This window comes from Microbacterium sp. CSI-V (assembly GCF_001984105.1).
Classification (GTDB): Bacteria; Actinomycetota; Actinomycetes; order Actinomycetales; family Microbacteriaceae; genus Microbacterium.
Map to the genome: position 1 here is coordinate 780,129 of NZ_MTQM01000009.1, position 18,201 is coordinate 798,329.

Here is an 18,201-nt window from a genome sequence, read left to right on the forward strand (position 1 = left end):
TCGGAGTGACTCCCTCCCCCGTCGGCCGCCCCACGCGCGGGACGACCGGGGTCAACCGCCTCCGACGGGTCGACCGGTGGATCGCGCGGCATCCGGTGCTCCGGCGCGCGGACGACCCCTTCGTCATCGACCTCGGATTCGGGGCGAGCGCGGCGACCCCCCTCGAGCTGCACGCGCGGGTGACGCGCGTGCGGCCGGACGCCACGGTCCTCGGTCTCGAGATCGATCCGGAACGCGTCGCCCGGGCCCGGGCGCAGGCCGAAGGGATCGACGGGGTGAACTTCGCCCTCGGCGGCTTCGAGGTGCCGACGCCGGCCGGCCGGCGGCCGGCGATCATCCGGGCGATGAACGTGCTGCGGCAGTACGACGAGGCGGACGTCGCCGACGCGTGGGCGCGGATGTGCGCGCGGCTCGCACCGGACGGCATCCTCGTCGAGGGGACGTGCGACGAGATCGGCCGAGTCGTGACCTGGGTGGAGGTCGGCGCGGATGCCGTGCCCCGGTCGCTCACCGTCTCGCTGCGGCTCGCCGAGCTCGACGACCCGGCCATCCTCGCCGAGCGACTGCCGAAGGCGCTGATCCACCGGAACGTCCCGGGTGAGCGCGTGCACGACTACGTCGCCGCGCTGCAGCGCGAGTGGAGCCGCGCCGCAGCCGTCGCGCCGTTCGGGCCCGTGCACCGGTGGCGGACCGCGATCGAGGCGCTGGCCGCAGACGGGTGGCCGGTGCGCGGACGGTCGCGCTGGCGGCTCGGCGAGGTCGGCGTCGAGTGGAGTGCCGTCGCGCCGGCCTGAGTCAGACGCGCGGGAGCAGGGCTTGGGCCTCGGCGAACGGCATCCCGGTCGCCACGAGCAGATCGACCGTCAGCGGGCGCATGGCCGCGACGAGGTTGAGCTCGCCGATGTTCCCGTCGGGGAGGATCTGCGCCGGGTCGAGCCGCACGGCGAGAGCGGCGAGGGTCGCGCGGGCCGCGGGTTCGGCCGCGACGTCGTCGAGGGCGTCGCGCACGAGACCCGCCCCCCGTTCGATCTCCGCCAGCAGATCGGCCGGGACGGCCCGCGGCTGCCCGTCGGCGCAGAGGTAGGCGGCACGCCGGGCGACCACCCGGAGATTGCGGGTGGCGAGGTCCATCGCGGCGCGGACGCGCGCGTGGCGCTCCAACTCGGTGCGCTGACGGCGCAGGAACGGGGAGATGCGCGCGACCTCCTGACCCGATTCGAGGGAGCCGCTCCAGGCGTCGACGTAGGTCTGCAGCGCCCGCGCGCGTTCGAGTCCCCGCTCGGCCCGGGCGCGGTCGCCCCGGCGCAGCGCGCGCACGATCGTCGCGGTCGCGACGTCAAAGGCGTCGAAGAGCTCGTCGGCATCCCGGAGCTCGGTGCGCCGGAGCGTTCGCGGGATGAGCGCTGTGACCAGCAGTGCGGCGGCTCCCCCGATCGCGCCGTCGAGGAGCCGGACGAAGGGCGCGCCGGTCACCAGGACGAGGGCGATGAGCGACTGCACGACGGCGGCCAGCGCGAACCCCGGCTGCGGCGAGAGGAAGCGAGCCACGACGAGCGTGACGAACATCGCGAGCGCGATCTGCCACCATCCCGCTCCCGCGACCAGCAGGACGACTTCGGCCAGGAGGATGCCGACGAGCATGCCCGCGACCGTCTCGGCGACCCGCCACGGGCGGGCGTCCCGGACCAGCCCCAGGCTCGACACCGTCACGGTCGCGGCGAGCAGCGGCACGGGGTGGCCGAGGACGAAGTGCGCGAACGCGAAGGCCGCGGTCGCGGCCACGACGATCTGCACGATCGCCGGCAGCGACTCGCGCACGCGGCCCCACCGGCGCCGCAGCGTCGTGCGCACGCGCGAGCGCGGAACGACGACGCCGAGCGTCGTCGAGGACTCTTCGCCGGTCATTCCGCGGCGCGGCGGCGCCCCAGGCGCGGCAGCCGGGGAACCCCCGCGGTCGCACCCGCGTCGGAGGGGACGACCGTCTCGACCGCCGCGGCGATCGGACCGTCCGCCGTGTCGACGACGTAGGCGACGTCGGCCGGGGCCGTGCGTTTGACGAGGGCGAGGGCGATGGGCCCCTCCTCGAAGTGCACCGCGACCGAGGTCACGGCGCCGATGGCGTCGTCACCGACGCGCACGACGTCTCCGCGCGCGGGCAGCACGCTGTCGCTCCCGTCGAGCTGGAGCGCGACCACGCGACGGGGCGGGTGGCCGAGGTTGTGCACCTTCGCCACCGTCTCCTGCCCGCGGTAGCACCCCTTCGACAGGTGCACGGCGGTGCGGAGCCAATCTATCTCGTGCGGCAGCAGCCGCTCGTCGGCGTCGACCGAGACGCGCGGACGCCACGCGGCGACGCGCAGCGCCTCCACCGCCTCGCGTCCCGCCAGGGCCACCTCGCCGGCCACGGCCGCGGTGACGATGCGGTCGAACTCCGCGGCATCCACCACCGCCTCGGCCCAGTCGCGGTCGGCGCCGGGGTGGTCCTCGACGCGCGCGTACGCCCAGCCGCCGGGAGAGACCTCGGGCCACGGGTCGACCCACACGACCGGAACGCCGGCGGGCGCGACCGCGCCGAGCGCGGCGACCGCGGCGCGGGTGCCCCCGATGACCGACAGCTCGTCGGAACGGTCCGTCACCTCGACGCGCAGGCGGAACCGCATGCGGGAGAGCCAGGTCGCGAGCGGTTCGGCGTCGACGGCATCCACGAGGAGCCACGCGGTCTCGCCGTCGTCGATCACCGCGGCGGCGTGCTCGACGCGCCCGTTCGGGTCGAGGATGAGCATCTCGGTCGACACGCCCGCGGGCAGGTGGGTGAGCGCCTGAGACGAGAGCGAATCGAGCCAGCTCAGCCGGTCGGGGCCGGATACCGAGAGCACACGGCGGTCGCCCAGCGGAGCCAGGGCGGCACCGGAGGCGAGACGGCGCTGCTCCGCGAGGGGCGAGCCGACGTGGCGCAGACCGCCGTCATCGACGACGGCACCGGGGACCTCGGACAGCTCGACCATCACTCGGCCCGCGCCAGACGGGCCGACGCGTGCGAGGCGAGTTCGCGCCCGAAGGCCGAGACGTCCCACGCCCAGAGCAAGTGGTCGTCGACGAGTCCGTACAGACGCGTGGCGGAGGTGTACGTCTTGGCTCCGGCGGTGCGGACGACCGCATCGCTGGCCATATCGATGCGCGGACCCCGAACCTGACCGAGATAGAGCTCGAGGATGCCGTCGGAGTGCGCGAGGCTCACCTCGAGCGGGAAGCCGCCCTCGGGGGTGCGCAGCGTCTCGACGTCGTCGGCCGTCCGGCGCGGGGCGGTGTCGGTCGGCGGCAGGAGCGCGGGACCCGCGTCGGCGTCGGTCGCGGGGCGCGCAACGCGCCAGTAGCCGGTCTCGGCCACGAGCGGACGACGGTGCTCACCGTCGAGAAGCCAGGCGTGCCCGGTGTAGTTCAGGAAGTCGCCGCCGTCATGGCTGAAGCTCACGCGGTGTGCGAACTCACCCGAGAACGTGCGGCCGTCGGCCTCGTAGTCGATGACGCCGGTGCCCTCCCAGACGCCGATCAGCCACGAGAGCGGGACGAGGTCGGCGGGGAGGTCGGTCGGAATCTCGATCACGACGGCGCTCGTCAGCGCTGGCCGCGGTAGAGGTTCCAGATGACCGTGCCGGAGACGAAGGCGATCGCGAGCGAGGCGAGGCCGAGAAGTCCCACGAAGAAGAGTTCGAGCGCGAGGAGGTCCATGACCCAACTCTACCGGGGAACGATGGATGCCAGTCCGAACCCGGCCGTGACGAGACCGAGCACGATCAGGGCGCCCAGGACGCTCGCGGCGACCCGCTGGATGAACGCCTGCGACCGGCCGTACCAGAGCTGCACGGCGAAGGCCGCGATGACGCAGCCTCCGAGCGCGACGGTGATCCACTGCGCACGCCACTCGGCGGGGACGAAGACGCCGATCGCCACGCCCGCCACGAGAGCCAGCACCCAGACCGCGATGACGCCGCCCAGGGTGCGGCGCGGCGCGAGGTCGGGAGTCGACATGTCCCCATCATGTCGCACACCGCCCCGTTCGCGCGCGCAGGCGGCTCGCGACGCGTCGCGGGGCGCCCGGCGAGGGGGTGACGGCAGGACTGCGCGCCTCACCCTAAGATGGGCGGGTGCGGCAGGCCCGCACGGGGAGGTCCGTTTGGCTCAGCTGCTCGTTCTCAGCTCCGCCCCCGGCGGTGGCGCTGTTCTGCCTGCGCTCGAACTCCTGAGCCACCGCGTCCGGCAGATTCCCGCCGAACCCGCTCAGCTGGTCAATGCGCCCAGTGCCGATGTCGTCTTCGTCGACGCCCGCATCGATCTGGTCGGCGCCAAGTCGCTGTGCAAGATCCTGACCACGACCGGCATGGAAGCGCCGCTCGTGCTCGTGGTCACCGAGGGCGGCCTCACCGCCGTCTCGACGGACTGGGGAGTCGACGACGTCGTCCTCGTCGGCGCCGGGCCGGCCGAGATCGACGCCCGCATCCGCCTCGCGATGGGGCGTCGCAGCGCCGAGCAGGTCTCGTCGCGCATCTCGACCTCGGGGATCACGATCGACGAGTCGTCCTACTCGGCGAAGGTCCACGGCAAGCCCCTCGACCTGACGTACAAGGAGTTCCAGCTCCTGCACTTCTTCGCCACGCACCCCTCCCGCGTCTTCACGCGGGAACAGCTGCTCAGCGAGGTGTGGGGCTACGACTACTTCGGCGGCACGCGAACGGTCGACGTGCACGTGCGGCGGCTCCGCGCGAAGCTCGGCGACCTCGAGCAGCTCATCGGCACGGTGCGCAACGTCGGCTACCGGTTCAACGTCTACGAGGACGACCAGCCGCCCGTCCCGGCGCCGTCCGCCTGAGCCCGCCGGCGCAACCGTTCACGCGCACGTCATCCACCCCTGCAATGATGTGGGAATGATCGAACACGACGTACTCGACGCGGGCTTGGGCGATGCGGACGACGACGACTTCGACGAGGCGATCGAGGCTGCCGACGAGCAGTTGCCCGACAGCCGGTACCTCGACCGCGAGATCAGCTGGCTGGCATTCAACCAGCGCGTGCTCGAGCTCGCCGAGGACCCGACGGTCCCCGTCCTCGAACGCGCCAACTTCCTCGCGATCTTCGCCAGCAACCTCGACGAGTTCTTCATGGTGCGCGTCGCCGGCCTGAAGCGGCGCATCGTCACGGGTCTCGCCGTGCCGACCAATGTCGGCCGCGCCCCGCTGGACGTGCTCGCCGACATCTCGGCCGAGGCCCACCGCCTGCAGCTCCGGCACGCCGCCGCATGGACGGATCAGGTGCGCCCCGCACTGGCCGACGCCGGCATCGAGGTCGTGTCGTGGAACTCGCTCGACGAGGACTCCGCGGCGCGGCTCACCGAGTACTTCCAGCGCAACGTCTTCCCGGTCCTGATGCCCCTGGCCGTCGACCCGGCGCACCCCTTCCCGTACATCTCCGGGCTCTCGCTGAACCTCGCGATCCGCATCCGCAACGCGCGGACGGGTCGCCAGGAGTTCGCACGCCTCAAGGTGCCGCCGATGCTTCCCCGCTTCGTCGAGGTGCCGAGCGACGGCCCCGGCGTGCGCTATCTCCCCCTCGAAGAGCTCATCTCCAACCACCTCGGCGACCTGTTCCCGGGAATGGAGGTGCTCGACCACCACGCGTTCCGCCTCACCCGCAACGAGGACATGACGATCGAGGAGGACGAGACCGAGAACCTGATCCAGGCGCTCGAGGCCGAGCTCCTGCGCCGCCGGTTCGGGCCGCCGATCCGCCTCGAGATCACCGAGGACATGGACGACCTGACGCGCGACCTGCTCCTCAGCGAGCTCGACATCACCGAGCAGGAGGTGTACCGGCTACCGGGCGCCCTCGACCTGCGCGGGCTGTTCGATCTCTCGCGCATCGACCGCCCCGACCTCCACTACCCGCCGCACGTGCCGAAGACGGCCCTGGCCTTACAGCCGGCGGAGCAGAACGGCCGGGCCGACCTGTTCGGGGCGATCCGCAAGGGCGACGTGCTCGTGCACCACCCGTACGAGTCGTTCGCGACGAGTGTGCAGGCCTTCCTCGAGCAGGCCGCGCGCGACCCCCACGTCCTCGCCATCAAGCAGACGCTGTACCGCACATCGGGCGACAGCCCGATCGTGCAGGCGTTGATCGACGCCGCCGAGGCGGGCAAGCAGGTGCTCGCCCTGGTCGAGGTCAAGGCCCGCTTCGACGAGGCCAACAACATCGTGTGGGCACGCAAGCTCGAGAAGGCCGGCGTCCACGTGGTCTACGGCCTCGTGGGCCTCAAGACCCACTGCAAGCTCGCCCTCGTCATCCGTGAGGAAGAAGGGCGTCTGCGCCACTACAGCCACGTCGGCACGGGCAACTACAACCCCAAGACGAGCCGCATCTACGAAGACTTCGGCCTGTTCACGGTGGACGACCAGGTCGGCCGCGACCTCACCCGCCTGTTCAACGAACTCAGCGGCTACGCGATCGAGAAGAAGTTCAAGCGCCTCCTCGTGGCGCCGCTGCACCTGCGCAAGGGTCTGCTCCGTCACATCGAACGCGAGCGCGCCAACGCCCTCGAGGGGAAGCCCTCCGGCGTCCGCATCAAGGTCAACTCGATGGTCGACGAACAGATCATCGACGCCCTCTACCGGGCGAGCCAGGCCGGTGTGCCGGTCGAGGTGTGGGTGCGCGGCATCTGCTCGATCAAGCCCGGCGTCGAGGGCATGAGCGAGAACATCCGCGTGCGGTCGATCCTCGGCCGCTACCTCGAGCACTCGCGCATCTTCACGTTCGTGAACGACGGCGACCCGCAGGTGTTCATCGGCAGTGCCGACATGATGCACCGCAACCTCGACCGCCGCGTGGAGGCGCTGGTCCGCGTCGTCGACCCCAAGCAGGTGCAAGAGCTGTCCGACCTGTTCGACCTCGCGATGGACGACGGCACGAGCTCGTGGCACCTCGGCCCCGAGGGCGAGTGGACGCGCCACAGCGTGGATGCCGACGGCGCGGCGCTGATCGACCTGCAGGAGCACACGATGGCGCGCGTCCAGCGCAAGCGCCGGTCGCGGGCGGTCCGGTGACCGAAACCGCCGTCTACGCCGCGGGCGGTGTGGTCTGGCGCATGGTCGAGGGCAAGTACCGCGTCCTCCTCATCCATCGCACCAAGTACCGCGACGTGACGCTCCCCAAGGGCAAGGTCGACCCCGGCGAGACGCTGGCCGAGACCGCCGTGCGCGAGATCCGGGAAGAGACCGGCATCCGGGTCTCGCTCGGCGTGCCCGTGGGGGTCTCGCGGTACCGGATGCCGAGTTCGCGGACGAAGATCGTCCACTACTGGGCGGCGGAGGCAACCGACGCGGCGGTGCGCACCTCGACGTTCGTGCCGAACAAGGAGATCGCCGCGATCGAGTGGGTGGGGCTGAAGAAGGCGCGCAAGCACCTCAGCTACCCGGTCGACATCGAGATCCTCGACGAATTCGTGCGCCTGGTGGACGAGCAGGCCCTCCCGACGTTCCCGATCATCGCGTTGCGCCACGCCAAGGCCCGCACCCGCGAGGAGTGGGACCAGGAGGATGCCGCGCGCCCGCTGAGCCCGCGCGGTCGGCGTCAGGCGAACGCGATCGTCGGTCCGCTCCTCGCGTTCGGCGTGCGGCGGATCGTCTCGAGCCCGGCCGAGCGGTGCGTCCGCACCGTCGTGCCGTTGTCCGCCGCTCTCGCGCAGCGCGTGCAGATGTCGGAGGCGATCAGCCAGGACGCGTGGGAGGAGGGCCGCAGCGACGCCCGCAGCGTCGTCGGGGAACGCGTCCGCGCCCGCAAGCCCGTGGTCCTCGCCAGCCACGGCCCGGTGCTGCCCGACATCATGCACGAGCTCGCCCTCGCGACCGGCACGATGCGCGGTTCCTACCTCGGCAGCTCGTCGGCCCTCGAGCCGGCCGCCTTCTCGGTGGCGCACATCCCCGTCGCCCACCCCGGGTCGGGCATCGTCGCGATCGAGACGCACGAGCCGCAGGTGTGACGCTCCCCGCGGAGATGTCCGTCGCGTGGCGCCGTGTTCCCGCGGGCGTCGAGCGCCGCACGGTCTCGCGCGCGCTGCTCGGGGAGCTCCTCCCCGGCGCGACGTTCGCGTCGCGGTGTCCGCGTTGCGGCGGCGATCACGGTCGTGTGCACGTCGGGGGGACGGATGCGACCGTGTCGGTCTCGTACGCGGAGGGATGGGCGGTCGTGGTCACGGCGCCCGGATGGCGCCGCGTCGGGCTGGATGCCGTCCCCGCCTCTGCGTCGGGATTCGACCGCGTCCTGCCGGGCGGAGACGCCCGGTCGTGGGCGCGAGTGGAGGCCGTCCTCAAGGCCGACGGCCGCGGGCTGGCGGTCGATCCGCTCCGCGTGCGGTTCGCCGACCCGGTCGTGCCCGGTGCGGAATGGACCGCGTCGATCGACGACGGCGCCACCATGGTCGGCTGGGACGTCGCCGGCCCGTCCGGCGTCATCCTGGCCGTGGCTGCCGATCCCGGCGCCGCGCATCCTCGGTGATCCGCACGATCTCCGCGCCCCGGCATCCCGCCCGACGCACCGAACGCGAAGCGCTGAGGATGCGTCGCGGCGTCAGCGGAACGGAGGCAGCTGGACGCGATCGATCCAGCGCGACAGCAGGTCGACGGCCTCCGCTCCCCCCGCCGCGAGCACGGCGGCGCGGAAGTCGTCGGTGCCGACGAGGGCGTGGCGGTGGGCGGCCGTCCACGCGCGGACGAGGTCGAAGAACCGGTCGTCGCCCAGACTCCGGCGCAGGGCATGGAGGGCGAGCGCGCCGCGCTTGTACACGCGGTCGTCGAACATGTCGTCGGGACCGGGGTCGATCAGCAGCAGATCCTGCGGCTTCGCGGCCAGACGCGCGTAGTGACCGCGCGCGCAATCGTCGGCCGAACGGCCACCGGATGCCTCGGACCACAGCCACTCGGAGTAACAGGCGAAGCCCTCGTTCAGCCAGATGTCGCTCCAGCGGGCGATCCCGACGCTGTTGCCGAACCACTGGTGAGCGAGCTCGTGCGCGATGAGGCGCTGCGCCGCGGGCACGAGGTGGTTCATGCCGAACACGGCGAGTCCCTGCGCCTCGAGGGGGATCTCCAGCTCATCGGCCGTGACGACGAGCGCGCAGGCCTCCTGCGGATAGGGCCCGAACAGGCGGTCGAAGACCCGCAGCATCTCGGGCACGGGAGCGAAGGCGCGGTCCGCGGCGGCCGTGAGCGCCGGCGGCGCCGTGACGGTCACCGCGGGGACGCCGGCAACACCGGACCCCGCGAGGAGGCCGGTGCGGTAGCGGCCCACGTGGACGGCCGCGAGGTAGGTGGCGGTCGGCACATCGGACGTGAACGTCGTCGTCACCCGTCCCGCGCGGCGGCTCGCCGCGCCCGGCACTCCGGTGGCGGCGACCGCGTAACCGTCGTCGACGGTGATCCGCATCGTCATTCGAGCCCGGTCATCGGGGCGATCGTTGCACGGGAACCAGGTGGGGGCGCCGATCGGCTGGCCTGCCACGAGGGCCCCGTCGGTGAGCTCCTCCCAGCCGACAGCCCCCCAGCGCGAGCGCCGGGGACCGGGAGCACCCGCGTAGGCCACCTCGACCTCGAAGGTCTCCCCCGCCGCGATGGGCCGGGGCGCCGCCACCCGCAGCTTGCCCGCCGCGGCCGAGAACCGCGCGGGCGCGCCACCGACGCGGATGCGCGCCGCGCGGAGCCCGACGAGATCGAGGACCACGGTCGTCAGGTCCTCGGCGGCCACGGCCGCGATCACAGCCGTCCCCTGAAGGCGGTTCGTGCGGACGCGGTAGTCGAGGGTGAGGTCGTACGAAGCCACGTCGTAGCCGGCGTCGCCGCTCTGCGGGGCGTACGGGTCGACGCCGCTCACGTGGTCGACTGGTACGCGCGCACCTTCACCGCGCGCCAAGGGCCGATGGGGTTGCCGCTCCAGCGCGAGCCGACCGGGACGGTCTCGCCCCGCATCACGAGCGAGGCGGGGCCGACGGTCGCGTGCGCCCCGAGCGTCGATGCGGGCAGCACCACGCTGTGCGGCCCGAGGGTCGCACCGGGTTCGAGCTCGACGGTGTCCATACTCATGATTCGATCATGGAAAAGGTGGGTCTGGACGACGCACCCGCGGTTGACGGTCGATGCGTCGCCGAGAGTGACCAGATCGGGCTCGGGCAGCCAGTAGCTCTCGCACCACACACCGCGTCCGATGCGGGCGCCCAGGCTCCGCAACCAGATCGCGAGCGCCGGGGTGCCGGCGGCGGCGCGCGCGAACCACGGCGCCGCGACCATCTCGGTGAACGTGTCCGACACCTCGGTGCGCCAGACGAAGCTCGACCACAGCGGCTGCTCCCCCGCCCGGATGACGCCGACGATCGCCCACTTCGCCGCGGTGGAGACCGCCGCGGCGACCGCGCCGGCGAGCAGCAGCACGAGCCCGGAGAGCAACAGCGTCCACACCGGCCCCGTCGTCTCCCACAGCCCGGCGAGAGCGAACAGCACGCCGAGCCCGATCGCGCAGGTCACGACCACGGGGACGAAACGGCCCAGCTCCCAGAGCGTGCGCGCCAGACGCAGCCCCGGGCCGGGGTTGTACGTGCGGGACTCGTCACCGGTGGCCGAGAGACGCCGCAGCCGCACGGCGGGCGAGCCGAGCCACGACGAGCCGGGCTTGGCCTTCAGCGGTGCCGCCGACAGCACGGCGACGAGACCGTCGCGCGGCACGCGGTGACCGGGCGCCGCCATGCCGGAGTTGCCGAGGAACGCCCGCTTGCCGATGCGCACCGACCCCACGCGCAGCCAGCCGGCGCGGAGTTCGTACGACGCCACCATCGTGTCGTCGGCGAGGAACGCGCCGTCCTCGATGCGCGCCATCGTCGGCAGCAGGAGGACCGTGGATGCCTCGACGTCCCGGCCCACGCGGGCGCCCAGCATCCGCAGCCAGACGGGGGTGAAGAGGCTCGAGTAGAGGGGGAAGAGGATCGTGCGCGCCGAGTCCAGCAGCCGCTCGATCGTCCACGCCTGCCACGCGACGCGGCTGCGCACGGGGAACGTGCCCTCGACGAGACCGATCGAGAACAGCCGGACGAGCAGGACGACGGATGCCGCAAACACCAGGCCGGTGACGGCGACACCGGGCACCAGCCACGCGAAGGCGGCCCCTGCCGCGGCGGCGAGGGATTCGGCATCCCGCATGCCCTGTGCGACGACGAGTCCCCCGACGGCGAACGACAGCAGCGGGAGAAGCGCGAGGAGCAGCGCGGAGGACGCGTACGCCCACAGCCAGCGCGTGGGAGCGGGCGGCCGCTCGGTGGGCCAGCCCTTCGCGGTGCCCCCGACGCGGACGGCCGGAGAGCCGGCCCAGGACTGGTCGGCCTTCACACGCCCGAACACCGCGGATCCCGGCGCGATCTCCGCCCGTCGCCCGATGCGGGTGCCCGGGGCCAGGGTGGAGCGCGCACCGACCGTGGCCTCGCTCCCGATCCGCACCTCGCCGATGCGCACGAGGTCTCCGTCGATCCAGTAGCCGGTGAGGTCGACCTCGGGTTCGATCGAGGCGCCGTCGCCGACCACGAGCATGCCGGTCACCGGGGGCAGCGCGTGGAGGTCGACGTTGCGACCGATCCGGGCCCCCAGGGCACGGGCGTAGTACGACACCCACGGTGCGCCGGCGAGCCCGACGGCATCCACCTGGGCGGCGATCTGCTCGGCCAGCCACAGACGCACGTGCACGCCGCCGCCGCGGGGGTAGTCGCCGGGGCGGACCCCGGCCAGGAGCAGCCGGGCCGAGGCGACGGCGATCGCCATGCGGCCGAACGGCGTGGCGAACACGACGAGCCCGACCAGGAGCACGGGCCAGGGCACGGACGGCAGCACCTCGAAGCCCGGGACGAGCTGGAGGATCGCCGACGCGGTGAGGAGGTACAGCAGCCACCGCACCCCCGAGAGGATGAAGAGCGGCGCGCCGAGGAGCGTCTGCACCCACTGCGTCGCCCGGGGCGTCGGCGTCGGCCGGTGGAACGCCGCCGGAGCGTCGTCCGTTAGCTGGGGACCGAGGGCCTTGGCCATCGCCCCGAGGCGGGGCACGTCGTAGATGTCGGCGACCGAGAACTCCGGCACGCGCGTGCGGATGCGCGAGACCAGCTGCGCCGCCGCCAACGAGCCGCCGCCGAGGTCGAAGAAGTCGGCTTTGCGCTCGGTGACGGGCAGGCCGAGCACCGCCTGCCACTGCTCGGCGAGCCAGATCTCGTCGGTCGAGAAGTCGGTTGGGGCGGGGGCGTCGACGCCCGGAAGCGGCCACGGCAGTGCCGCCCGGTCGACCTTTCCGGACGTGCGGACGGGCAGCTCGTCGACGACCCCGAGCAACGGGATCGTCGCGGCGGGGAGACGTTCGGCGAGCGCGGCACGCGCGGCGGCGCGGTCCAGCTCCGCGCCCTCCTCCATCACGAGGTAGCCGACGAGGATCGGCACCCCGGCCTCGGTCGTGCGCACCGCGACGGTCGCCGCGTGCACCTGCGGCAGGTCCTGCAGCGCCGATTCCACCTCGCCCAGCTCGATACGGCGCCCGCCGACTTTCACCTGGTCGTCGGCGCGCCCCTGGAAGACGAGCCCCGCGCTCTCGAAGCGGACGAGGTCGCCCGAGCGGTAGGCCCGCTCCCACCCGAGGGTCGGCATCGGCGCGTACTTCTCGGCATCCTTCGCCGGATCCAGGTAGCGGGCGAGGCCCACGCCCCCGATGATCAGTTCGCCGACCTCTCCCTCGGCGACGGGCTGCCCCTCGGCGTCGACGACGGCGAGCGCCCACCCGTCGAGCGGGAGGCCGATGCGCACCGGCAGGGTTCCGTCGAGCGGCGCGGCGCACGCGACGACCGTGGCCTCGGTGGGACCGTACGTGTTCCAGACCTCACGGCCCTCGGCGACGAGGCGGGCCGAGAGCTCGGGCGGGCAGGCTTCGCCGCCAAAGATCAGCAGACGCACGTTCTCGATCGAGTCCGCCGGCCACATCGCCGCGAGGGTGGGCACGGTGGAGACGACGGAGATGCCCTGACGCAGCAGCCAGGGTGCGAGGTCCTCGCCCGAGCGCACGAGCGAGCGCGGCGCGGGGACGAGGCAGGCGCCGTGCCCCCACGCCAGCCACATCTCCTCGCAGGACGCGTCGAAGGCGACCGAGAGACCGGCGAGCACGCGGTCGCCCGGGCCGAGGGGGTCGCCCTGCAGGAACAGGCGCGCCTCGGCCTCGACGAACGCCGCGGCCGAACGATGCGTGACGGCCACGCCCTTGGGCACCCCGGTCGAGCCCGACGTGAAGATGATCCACGCGTCGTCGTCGACCGTCGGCGGCGCGACGATCGGGACGGCGTTGGTGCTGGGGTGCGGTGCATCCCCGTCATACAGACGCACGAGCGCGTCGCCGGCTGCGACGAATTCGCCGTCGGCGGCGATGATGCCTCTCACCCCGGCCTCGCCGAACACGAGACGGGCGCGCTCGTCGGGGTCGTCGGCATCCACCGGCACGTAGGCGGCGCCCGCCGCCATCACGGCGAGGATCGAGACGTACAGCTCCTTCGAGCCCGACGGCATCCGGACGCCTACCCGGTCGCCCCGGCGCACACCGGCCTCGTGCAGCGACGCCGCGGTACGCCAGACGCGCGCGAGCAGCTCGCGGTAGCTGAGGGCACCCGAGCCGTCGTCGATGGCGGAGGCCTCTGGATGCCGTGCGGCCACCTCTGCCAGGATGTCGATCAGCGTGCGCGGCGATGCGGCGGCACTCGTACGGTCGAGCAGCTCTTGGCCGGGAAACGCGGGGGTCGTCACGGGGATGAAGCGTACACACGCCAGGAAAACACCCCGGAACGGCCGCACCGGTTCACCTTCCGTTCACCCGTGCAACGCACTTTGGTAAGAGTCGGTGTTTAGCGTGCGGGAGAACCCTGCACCGGGTTCGTGTCCCCGACATGCGAAGGATTCACATAGTGAAGCTCTCCCGACTCGCCCAGCTGGGCACCGTGGCCGCCGTGGCCTCTCTCGCCCTCGCCGGTTGCTCCTCCAGCACCGGCGGCACCACGGAGTCCTCCCCCTCCGCCACCTCCTCCGACGTGGCGTTCACGATCGACCCCAACCTCGCCGGCACCATCACCGCCGGTGGATCCAGCGCCCAGGCCAACGCCCAGGCCGCGTGGACCAGCGCCTACAACGCCACCGCCAAGGGTGTGACGATCAACTACGACAAGTCGCAGGGCTCCGGTGGCGGTGTCACCAACTTCCTCAGCGGCGCGTACGACTTCGCGGGCTCCGACTCGCCCCTCAACGCCGACCAGACCACGCAGTCGCAGGCCCTCTGCACCGACGGTGGCGTGAACATCCCGATCTACCTCGACGGTGTCGCGATCATCTTCAACATCCCCGGCGTGACCGAGCTCAAGCTCAGCGGCGAGACCATCGCGAAGATCTTCGCGCTGCAGATCACCGACTGGTCCGACCCGGCCATCACCGCCGACAACGGCACGGCCCTCGCCGCCGGTCCCATCACGACCGTCGCGCGTTCGGACGGCTCGGGCACGACCCAGAACTTCACCAACTACCTCGCCGCGACGCAGTCGTCGGTCTGGACCTCGCCCGCGGGCAAGGACTGGCCGATCGAGGGCAACGTGTCGAAGCAGAAGGGTGGCTCGGGTGTCGTCGAGGCCGTCAAGGCGGGCTCCGGCACCATCGGCTACGCCGACCACTCGGCCGTGGGCGACCTGAAGTCGGTTGCGATCGTCGTCGACGGCACCGCGATCCCCTTCAGCCCCGAGGCCGTCACGGCGACCTTCGAGGCCGCGGCCGTCGACGCCGACAACGGCGTGGCCGGTGACCTGTCGAAGAAGTTCGACTACACCAAGCTGACCGCCGAGACCTACCCGATCCCGCTGGTCTCGTACGCCATCACCTGCACCGAGTTCAAGGACACCAAGCAGGCCGAACTCGTGAAGTCGTACCTCGGCTTCATCACCAGCTCGCTCGGCCAGCAGGTCGCCGCGAAGAACGCCGGTTCGGCACCGCTCCCCGAGTCGGTCCTCGCGGACGCCGCGAAGACGCTCGAGGCGATCAAGTAAACATCTCTCGGATCCGAACCGGTCCGCACCTCGGTGCGGGCCGGTTCGGGCTGATCAGAAGCGTCGACGTGCGCGTCGACGCTTCCGCTGAGCCCGATCATCCTCAGAGAGAATCCCGACCCGAGGAGCACACCATGACCATTGCCGAGAACGAGGTCAGCCGTGGCTGACACCGTCTCTGCTCCCCCGGCCGGGGACCGTTCCACGATCGTCGGCAAGCGCCGCGCGGGAGACACCGTCTTCCTCGGCCTGTCGATGACGGCCTCGATCTCGATCATGATCATCCTCGCGGGTGTCGCGATCTTCCTGATCATCAAGGGCCTTCCCGCGATCACCGGAGACTGGTCGCAGGGCGACCTCGCCGGCTACCAGAACGGCTCCTGGACGAACTTCTGGGAGTACGTCGGCCCGCTGCTGTGGGGAAGCATCTGGGCGGCGCTCATCGCCATGGTGCTCGGCACCCCGGTGGCGATCGGCATCGCGCTGTTCATCTCGCACTACGCCCCGCGGCGGATCGCCGGAGCGCTCGGCTACATCGTCGACCTGCTCGCTGCCGTCCCCTCGATCGTCTTCGGCCTGTGGGGCATCATCGTGATGCGCCCGCTGCTCATCCCGCTGGGCGAGTTCCTGAACACCTACTTCGGGTGGATCCCGCTGTTCGCCGGCTCGCCGTCGAGCACCGGGTCGACGCTCCTCACCGGTTCCGTGGTGCTCGCGGTGATGATCCTCCCGATCGTCACCTCGATCACGCGCGAGATCTTCCTGCAGACCCCGCGCCTCCACGAGGAGGCGGCCCTGGCCCTCGGCGCCACCCGCTGGGAGATGATCCGCCTGTCGGTCTTCCCCTACGCGCGCAGCGGCATGGTCTCGGCCACGCTCCTCGGCCTCGGCCGCGCCCTCGGCGAGACGATGGCCATCGCGCTCATCATCTCGCCCAGCCTGATCTACTCGGTGCTGATCCTCACCGACGGGTACAACTCGCAGACGATCGCCGCCAACATCGCGCTGAACTTCCCGATCGCGACCGACCTGCAGCGCTCGGCGCTCATCGGCACCGGTCTGATGCTGTTCGTCGTGTCGCTCGCGGTGAACATCCTGGCCCGCTACATCATCAGCGCGACCGGCCCGGGGGCGAAGGGTCGCAAGAAGGGGAAGCGCTCGTGACCACCACCAAGGCCCCGTCCGCCGCCTCGCCGGCGTCGACGCCCCTCTCGCTCACCAGCGGACAGCTCCCCCGCTACGTCGAGCCGGCGATGCTCGTCGGCGTCGCGGTGCTGGTCGCCGGCGTGCAGTTCCTCATCGGCGGCTTCCACCTGCCGAGCTGGCTGATCCTCACCGCGCTGCTGTACCTGATCGCGATCGCCATCGGCTCCTCGATCGTCGAGAGCCGCCGGAAGGCCGTCGACCGCGTCGTCCGCGGCCTCGTCACGGCCGCCTTCCTCCTCGCCGTGGCGCCGCTCATCTCGACGCTGTGGACCGTGGTGTCCAAGGGCCTCGCGGTCGTGAACTGGAACTTCATCACACAGACCGGCGGCAGCGCCTTCGACCCCGACACGCTCGCGGTCGTGGCAACTCCCGGCGCCCTCCAGGCGATCGTCGGAACGCTGATCATCACCGGCATCGCGGCACTGATCTCGGTGCCGATCGGTGTGCTCGCGGCCGTCTACCTCGTCGAGTACGCCCTGCCGACCAACCCGCTGCGCCGCACCATCACGTTCCTCGTCGACGTCATGACCGGCATCCCCTCGATCGTCGCCGGTCTGTTCGCGTTCTCGTTCTTCGCGCTGATCGTCGGACCGAAGGCCTTCTCCGGGTTCTCGGCATCCATCGCCCTGTGCGTGCTGATGATCCCGATCGTCATCCGCTCCACCGAGGAGATGCTGCGCCTGGTCCCCGCCGACCTCCGCGAAGCCTCGCTCGCCCTGGGCGTGCCGCGCTCGGCGACGATCATCAAGGTGGTCCTCCGGACTGCGGCGAGCGGCATCATCACCGGTGTCGTGCTGGCCGTGGCCCGCGTCGTCGGCGAGACCGCGCCGATCTTCATCGCCGCCAGCTTCACCGACAACTTCAACTCCAACCCGTTCGACGGTCCGATGCAGACCCTCCCCGTCATGGCGTACACCGCGTACAGCTTCCCGGGGCAGGACATCGACGCCTCCCAGGCCCAGGCCTGGGGAGCGGCGTTCCTGCTCGTCGTCCTCGTCGTCATCTTCAACCTGATCGCCCGCATCGTGGCTTCGGTGTTCGCACCGAAGTCGCGTTGACCCCAGGAAGGTATCCGTGTCCAAGCGCATCGAGGTCGAAGACCTCAACGTCTACTACAGCGACTTCCTCGCGGTCGAAGGCGTCTCCATCGACATCCAGCCCCGTACCGTCACGGCCTTCATCGGCCCGTCCGGCTGCGGCAAGTCCACCTTCCTCCGCACGCTGAACCGCATGCACGAGGTCATCCCCGGGGGTCACGTCAAGGGCCGCGTGCTGGTGGACGGCGACGACCTCTACGGTCCCGGCGTCGACCCCGTGCTTGTGCGTCGTCACGTCGGCATGGTGTTCCAGCGCCCCAACCCGTTCCCGACGATGTCGATCCGCGAGAACGTCCTGGCCGGCGCGAAGCTCAACAACAAGCGCCTCTCCAAGAGCGACGGCGACGCGCTCGTCGAGAAGTCGCTGCAGGGCGCGAACCTGTGGAACGAGGTCAAGGACCGTCTCGACAAGCCGGGCGGCGGCCTCTCCGGCGGTCAGCAGCAGCGTCTGTGCATCGCCCGCGCGATCGCCGTCTCGCCCGACGTCCTGCTGATGGACGAGCCGTGCTCCGCGCTCGACCCGATCTCGACCTTCGCGATCGAGGAGCTCATCTCCGAGCTGAAGAACCAGTACACGATCGTCATCGTGACGCACAACATGCAGCAGGCGTCCCGGGTGAGCGACAAGACGGCGTTCTTCAACATCGCCGGCACCGGTAAGCCGGGCAAGCTCATCGAGTACAACGACACCTCGGCGATCTTCACCGCCCCCACGGTCCAGGCGACCGAGGACTACGTGTCGGGACGCTTCGGGTAAGCACCCGCTCCCCC

General features: G+C 71.5%; 15 protein-coding genes. 9 read left to right on the plus strand and 6 right to left on the minus strand.

The window, feature by feature from the left end; all coding sequences use genetic code 11:
* Positions 1-5: 5 nt before the first annotated feature.
* Positions 6-794 carry an SAM-dependent methyltransferase gene (locus tag CSIV_RS14600; RefSeq protein WP_077052085.1) on the plus strand — a complete coding sequence of 263 codons (789 nt, stop codon included), beginning with the start codon at positions 6-8 and terminating at the stop codon, positions 792-794.
* A gap of 1 nt (position 795) precedes the next feature.
* Here CSIV_RS14600 and CSIV_RS14605 read toward each other — a convergent pair whose 3' ends face one another.
* The 4 genes from CSIV_RS14605 to CSIV_RS14620 all read right to left on the minus strand — a co-directional run bounded on the left by CSIV_RS14605 (position 796) and on the right by CSIV_RS14620 (position 4,029).
* On the minus strand, positions 796-1,905 hold the full coding sequence (locus CSIV_RS14605) for an FUSC family protein (RefSeq protein ID WP_175627630.1): 1,110 nt from the start codon (positions 1,903-1,905) through the stop codon (positions 796-798).
* Complete coding sequence (ygfZ, locus tag CSIV_RS14610) at positions 1,902-3,005, minus strand: CAF17-like 4Fe-4S cluster assembly/insertion protein YgfZ (protein WP_077052086.1); 1,104 nt, start codon at positions 3,003-3,005, stop codon at positions 1,902-1,904. Before ygfZ ends, CSIV_RS14605 begins: the two co-directional genes overlap by 4 nt.
* Entirely contained in the window at positions 3,005-3,604 is a 600-nt protein-coding gene (locus CSIV_RS14615; RefSeq protein ID WP_077052087.1) for an FABP family protein, read from the minus strand. The genes ygfZ and CSIV_RS14615 overlap by 1 nt, the downstream gene beginning before the upstream one ends.
* A gap of 134 nt (positions 3,605-3,738) precedes the next feature.
* Positions 3,739-4,029 (minus strand): hypothetical protein, encoded by a 291-nt coding sequence (locus tag CSIV_RS14620; protein ID WP_077052088.1) that lies wholly within the window; start codon positions 4,027-4,029, stop codon positions 3,739-3,741.
* Between the two features lie 145 nt (positions 4,030-4,174).
* Here CSIV_RS14620 and CSIV_RS14625 point away from each other — a divergent pair, with 145 nt between their 5' ends.
* Genes CSIV_RS14625 through CSIV_RS14640 form a run of 4 tightly spaced genes read left to right on the plus strand, consistent with a single transcriptional unit; the run spans position 4,175 to position 8,541 of the window.
* Entirely contained in the window at positions 4,175-4,867 is a 693-nt protein-coding gene (locus CSIV_RS14625; RefSeq protein ID WP_076494173.1) for a response regulator transcription factor, read from the plus strand.
* A gap of 55 nt (positions 4,868-4,922) precedes the next feature.
* Positions 4,923-7,091 (plus strand): RNA degradosome polyphosphate kinase, encoded by a 2,169-nt coding sequence (locus CSIV_RS14630; RefSeq protein WP_077052089.1) that lies wholly within the window; start codon positions 4,923-4,925, stop codon positions 7,089-7,091.
* Positions 7,088-8,026 (plus strand): NUDIX hydrolase, encoded by a 939-nt coding sequence (locus CSIV_RS14635; RefSeq protein WP_077052090.1) that lies wholly within the window; start codon positions 7,088-7,090, stop codon positions 8,024-8,026. Before CSIV_RS14630 ends, CSIV_RS14635 begins: the two co-directional genes overlap by 4 nt.
* Positions 8,023-8,541: a hypothetical protein gene (locus tag CSIV_RS14640; protein ID WP_077052091.1), complete on the plus strand. Its 519-nt coding sequence runs from the start codon at positions 8,023-8,025 to the stop codon at positions 8,539-8,541. Before CSIV_RS14635 ends, CSIV_RS14640 begins: the two co-directional genes overlap by 4 nt.
* Positions 8,542-8,613: 72 nt before the next feature.
* Here the strand turns inward: CSIV_RS14640 and CSIV_RS14645 are convergent, their stop codons facing one another.
* Entirely contained in the window at positions 8,614-9,912 is a 1,299-nt protein-coding gene (locus CSIV_RS14645) for a M1 family metallopeptidase (protein ID WP_077052092.1), read from the minus strand.
* Positions 9,909-13,847, minus strand: coding sequence for a Pls/PosA family non-ribosomal peptide synthetase (locus CSIV_RS14650; protein ID WP_083735225.1), 3,939 nt, complete (start codon positions 13,845-13,847; stop codon positions 9,909-9,911). Before CSIV_RS14650 ends, CSIV_RS14645 begins: the two co-directional genes overlap by 4 nt.
* A gap of 158 nt (positions 13,848-14,005) precedes the next feature.
* Here CSIV_RS14650 and CSIV_RS14655 point away from each other — a divergent pair, with 158 nt between their 5' ends.
* From CSIV_RS14655 to pstB, 4 genes are all read left to right on the plus strand, one after another.
* Positions 14,006-15,127: a phosphate ABC transporter substrate-binding protein PstS gene (locus CSIV_RS14655; RefSeq protein ID WP_077052093.1), complete on the plus strand. Its 1,122-nt coding sequence runs from the start codon at positions 14,006-14,008 to the stop codon at positions 15,125-15,127.
* Positions 15,128-15,289: 162 nt separating this feature from the next.
* The gene (gene pstC, locus CSIV_RS14660; protein WP_077052094.1) at positions 15,290-16,291 is read left to right on the plus strand and encodes a phosphate ABC transporter permease subunit PstC; all 1,002 of its coding nucleotides are present in this window, start codon (positions 15,290-15,292) and stop codon (positions 16,289-16,291) included.
* Complete coding sequence (gene pstA, locus CSIV_RS14665) at positions 16,288-17,391, plus strand: phosphate ABC transporter permease PstA (RefSeq protein ID WP_077052095.1); 1,104 nt, start codon at positions 16,288-16,290, stop codon at positions 17,389-17,391. The genes pstC and pstA overlap by 4 nt, the downstream gene beginning before the upstream one ends.
* 16 nt (positions 17,392-17,407) lie before the next feature.
* Entirely contained in the window at positions 17,408-18,187 is a 780-nt protein-coding gene (pstB, locus tag CSIV_RS14670) for a phosphate ABC transporter ATP-binding protein PstB (protein ID WP_077052096.1), read from the plus strand.
* Positions 18,188-18,201: the final 14 nt, after the last annotated feature.

Coding starts and splice junctions, on each gene's coding strand:
- CSIV_RS14630 (WP_077052089.1), top strand. CDS start 4,923: ATGATCGAACACGACGTACTCGACGCGGGCTTGGGCGATGCGGACGAC.
- CSIV_RS14605 (WP_175627630.1), bottom strand. CDS start 1,905: ATGACCGGCGAAGAGTCCTCGACGACGCTCGGCGTCGTCGTTCCGCGC.
- ygfZ (WP_077052086.1), bottom strand. CDS start 3,005: ATGGTCGAGCTGTCCGAGGTCCCCGGTGCCGTCGTCGATGACGGCGGT.
- CSIV_RS14620 (WP_077052088.1), bottom strand. CDS start 4,029: ATGTCGACTCCCGACCTCGCGCCGCGCCGCACCCTGGGCGGCGTCATC.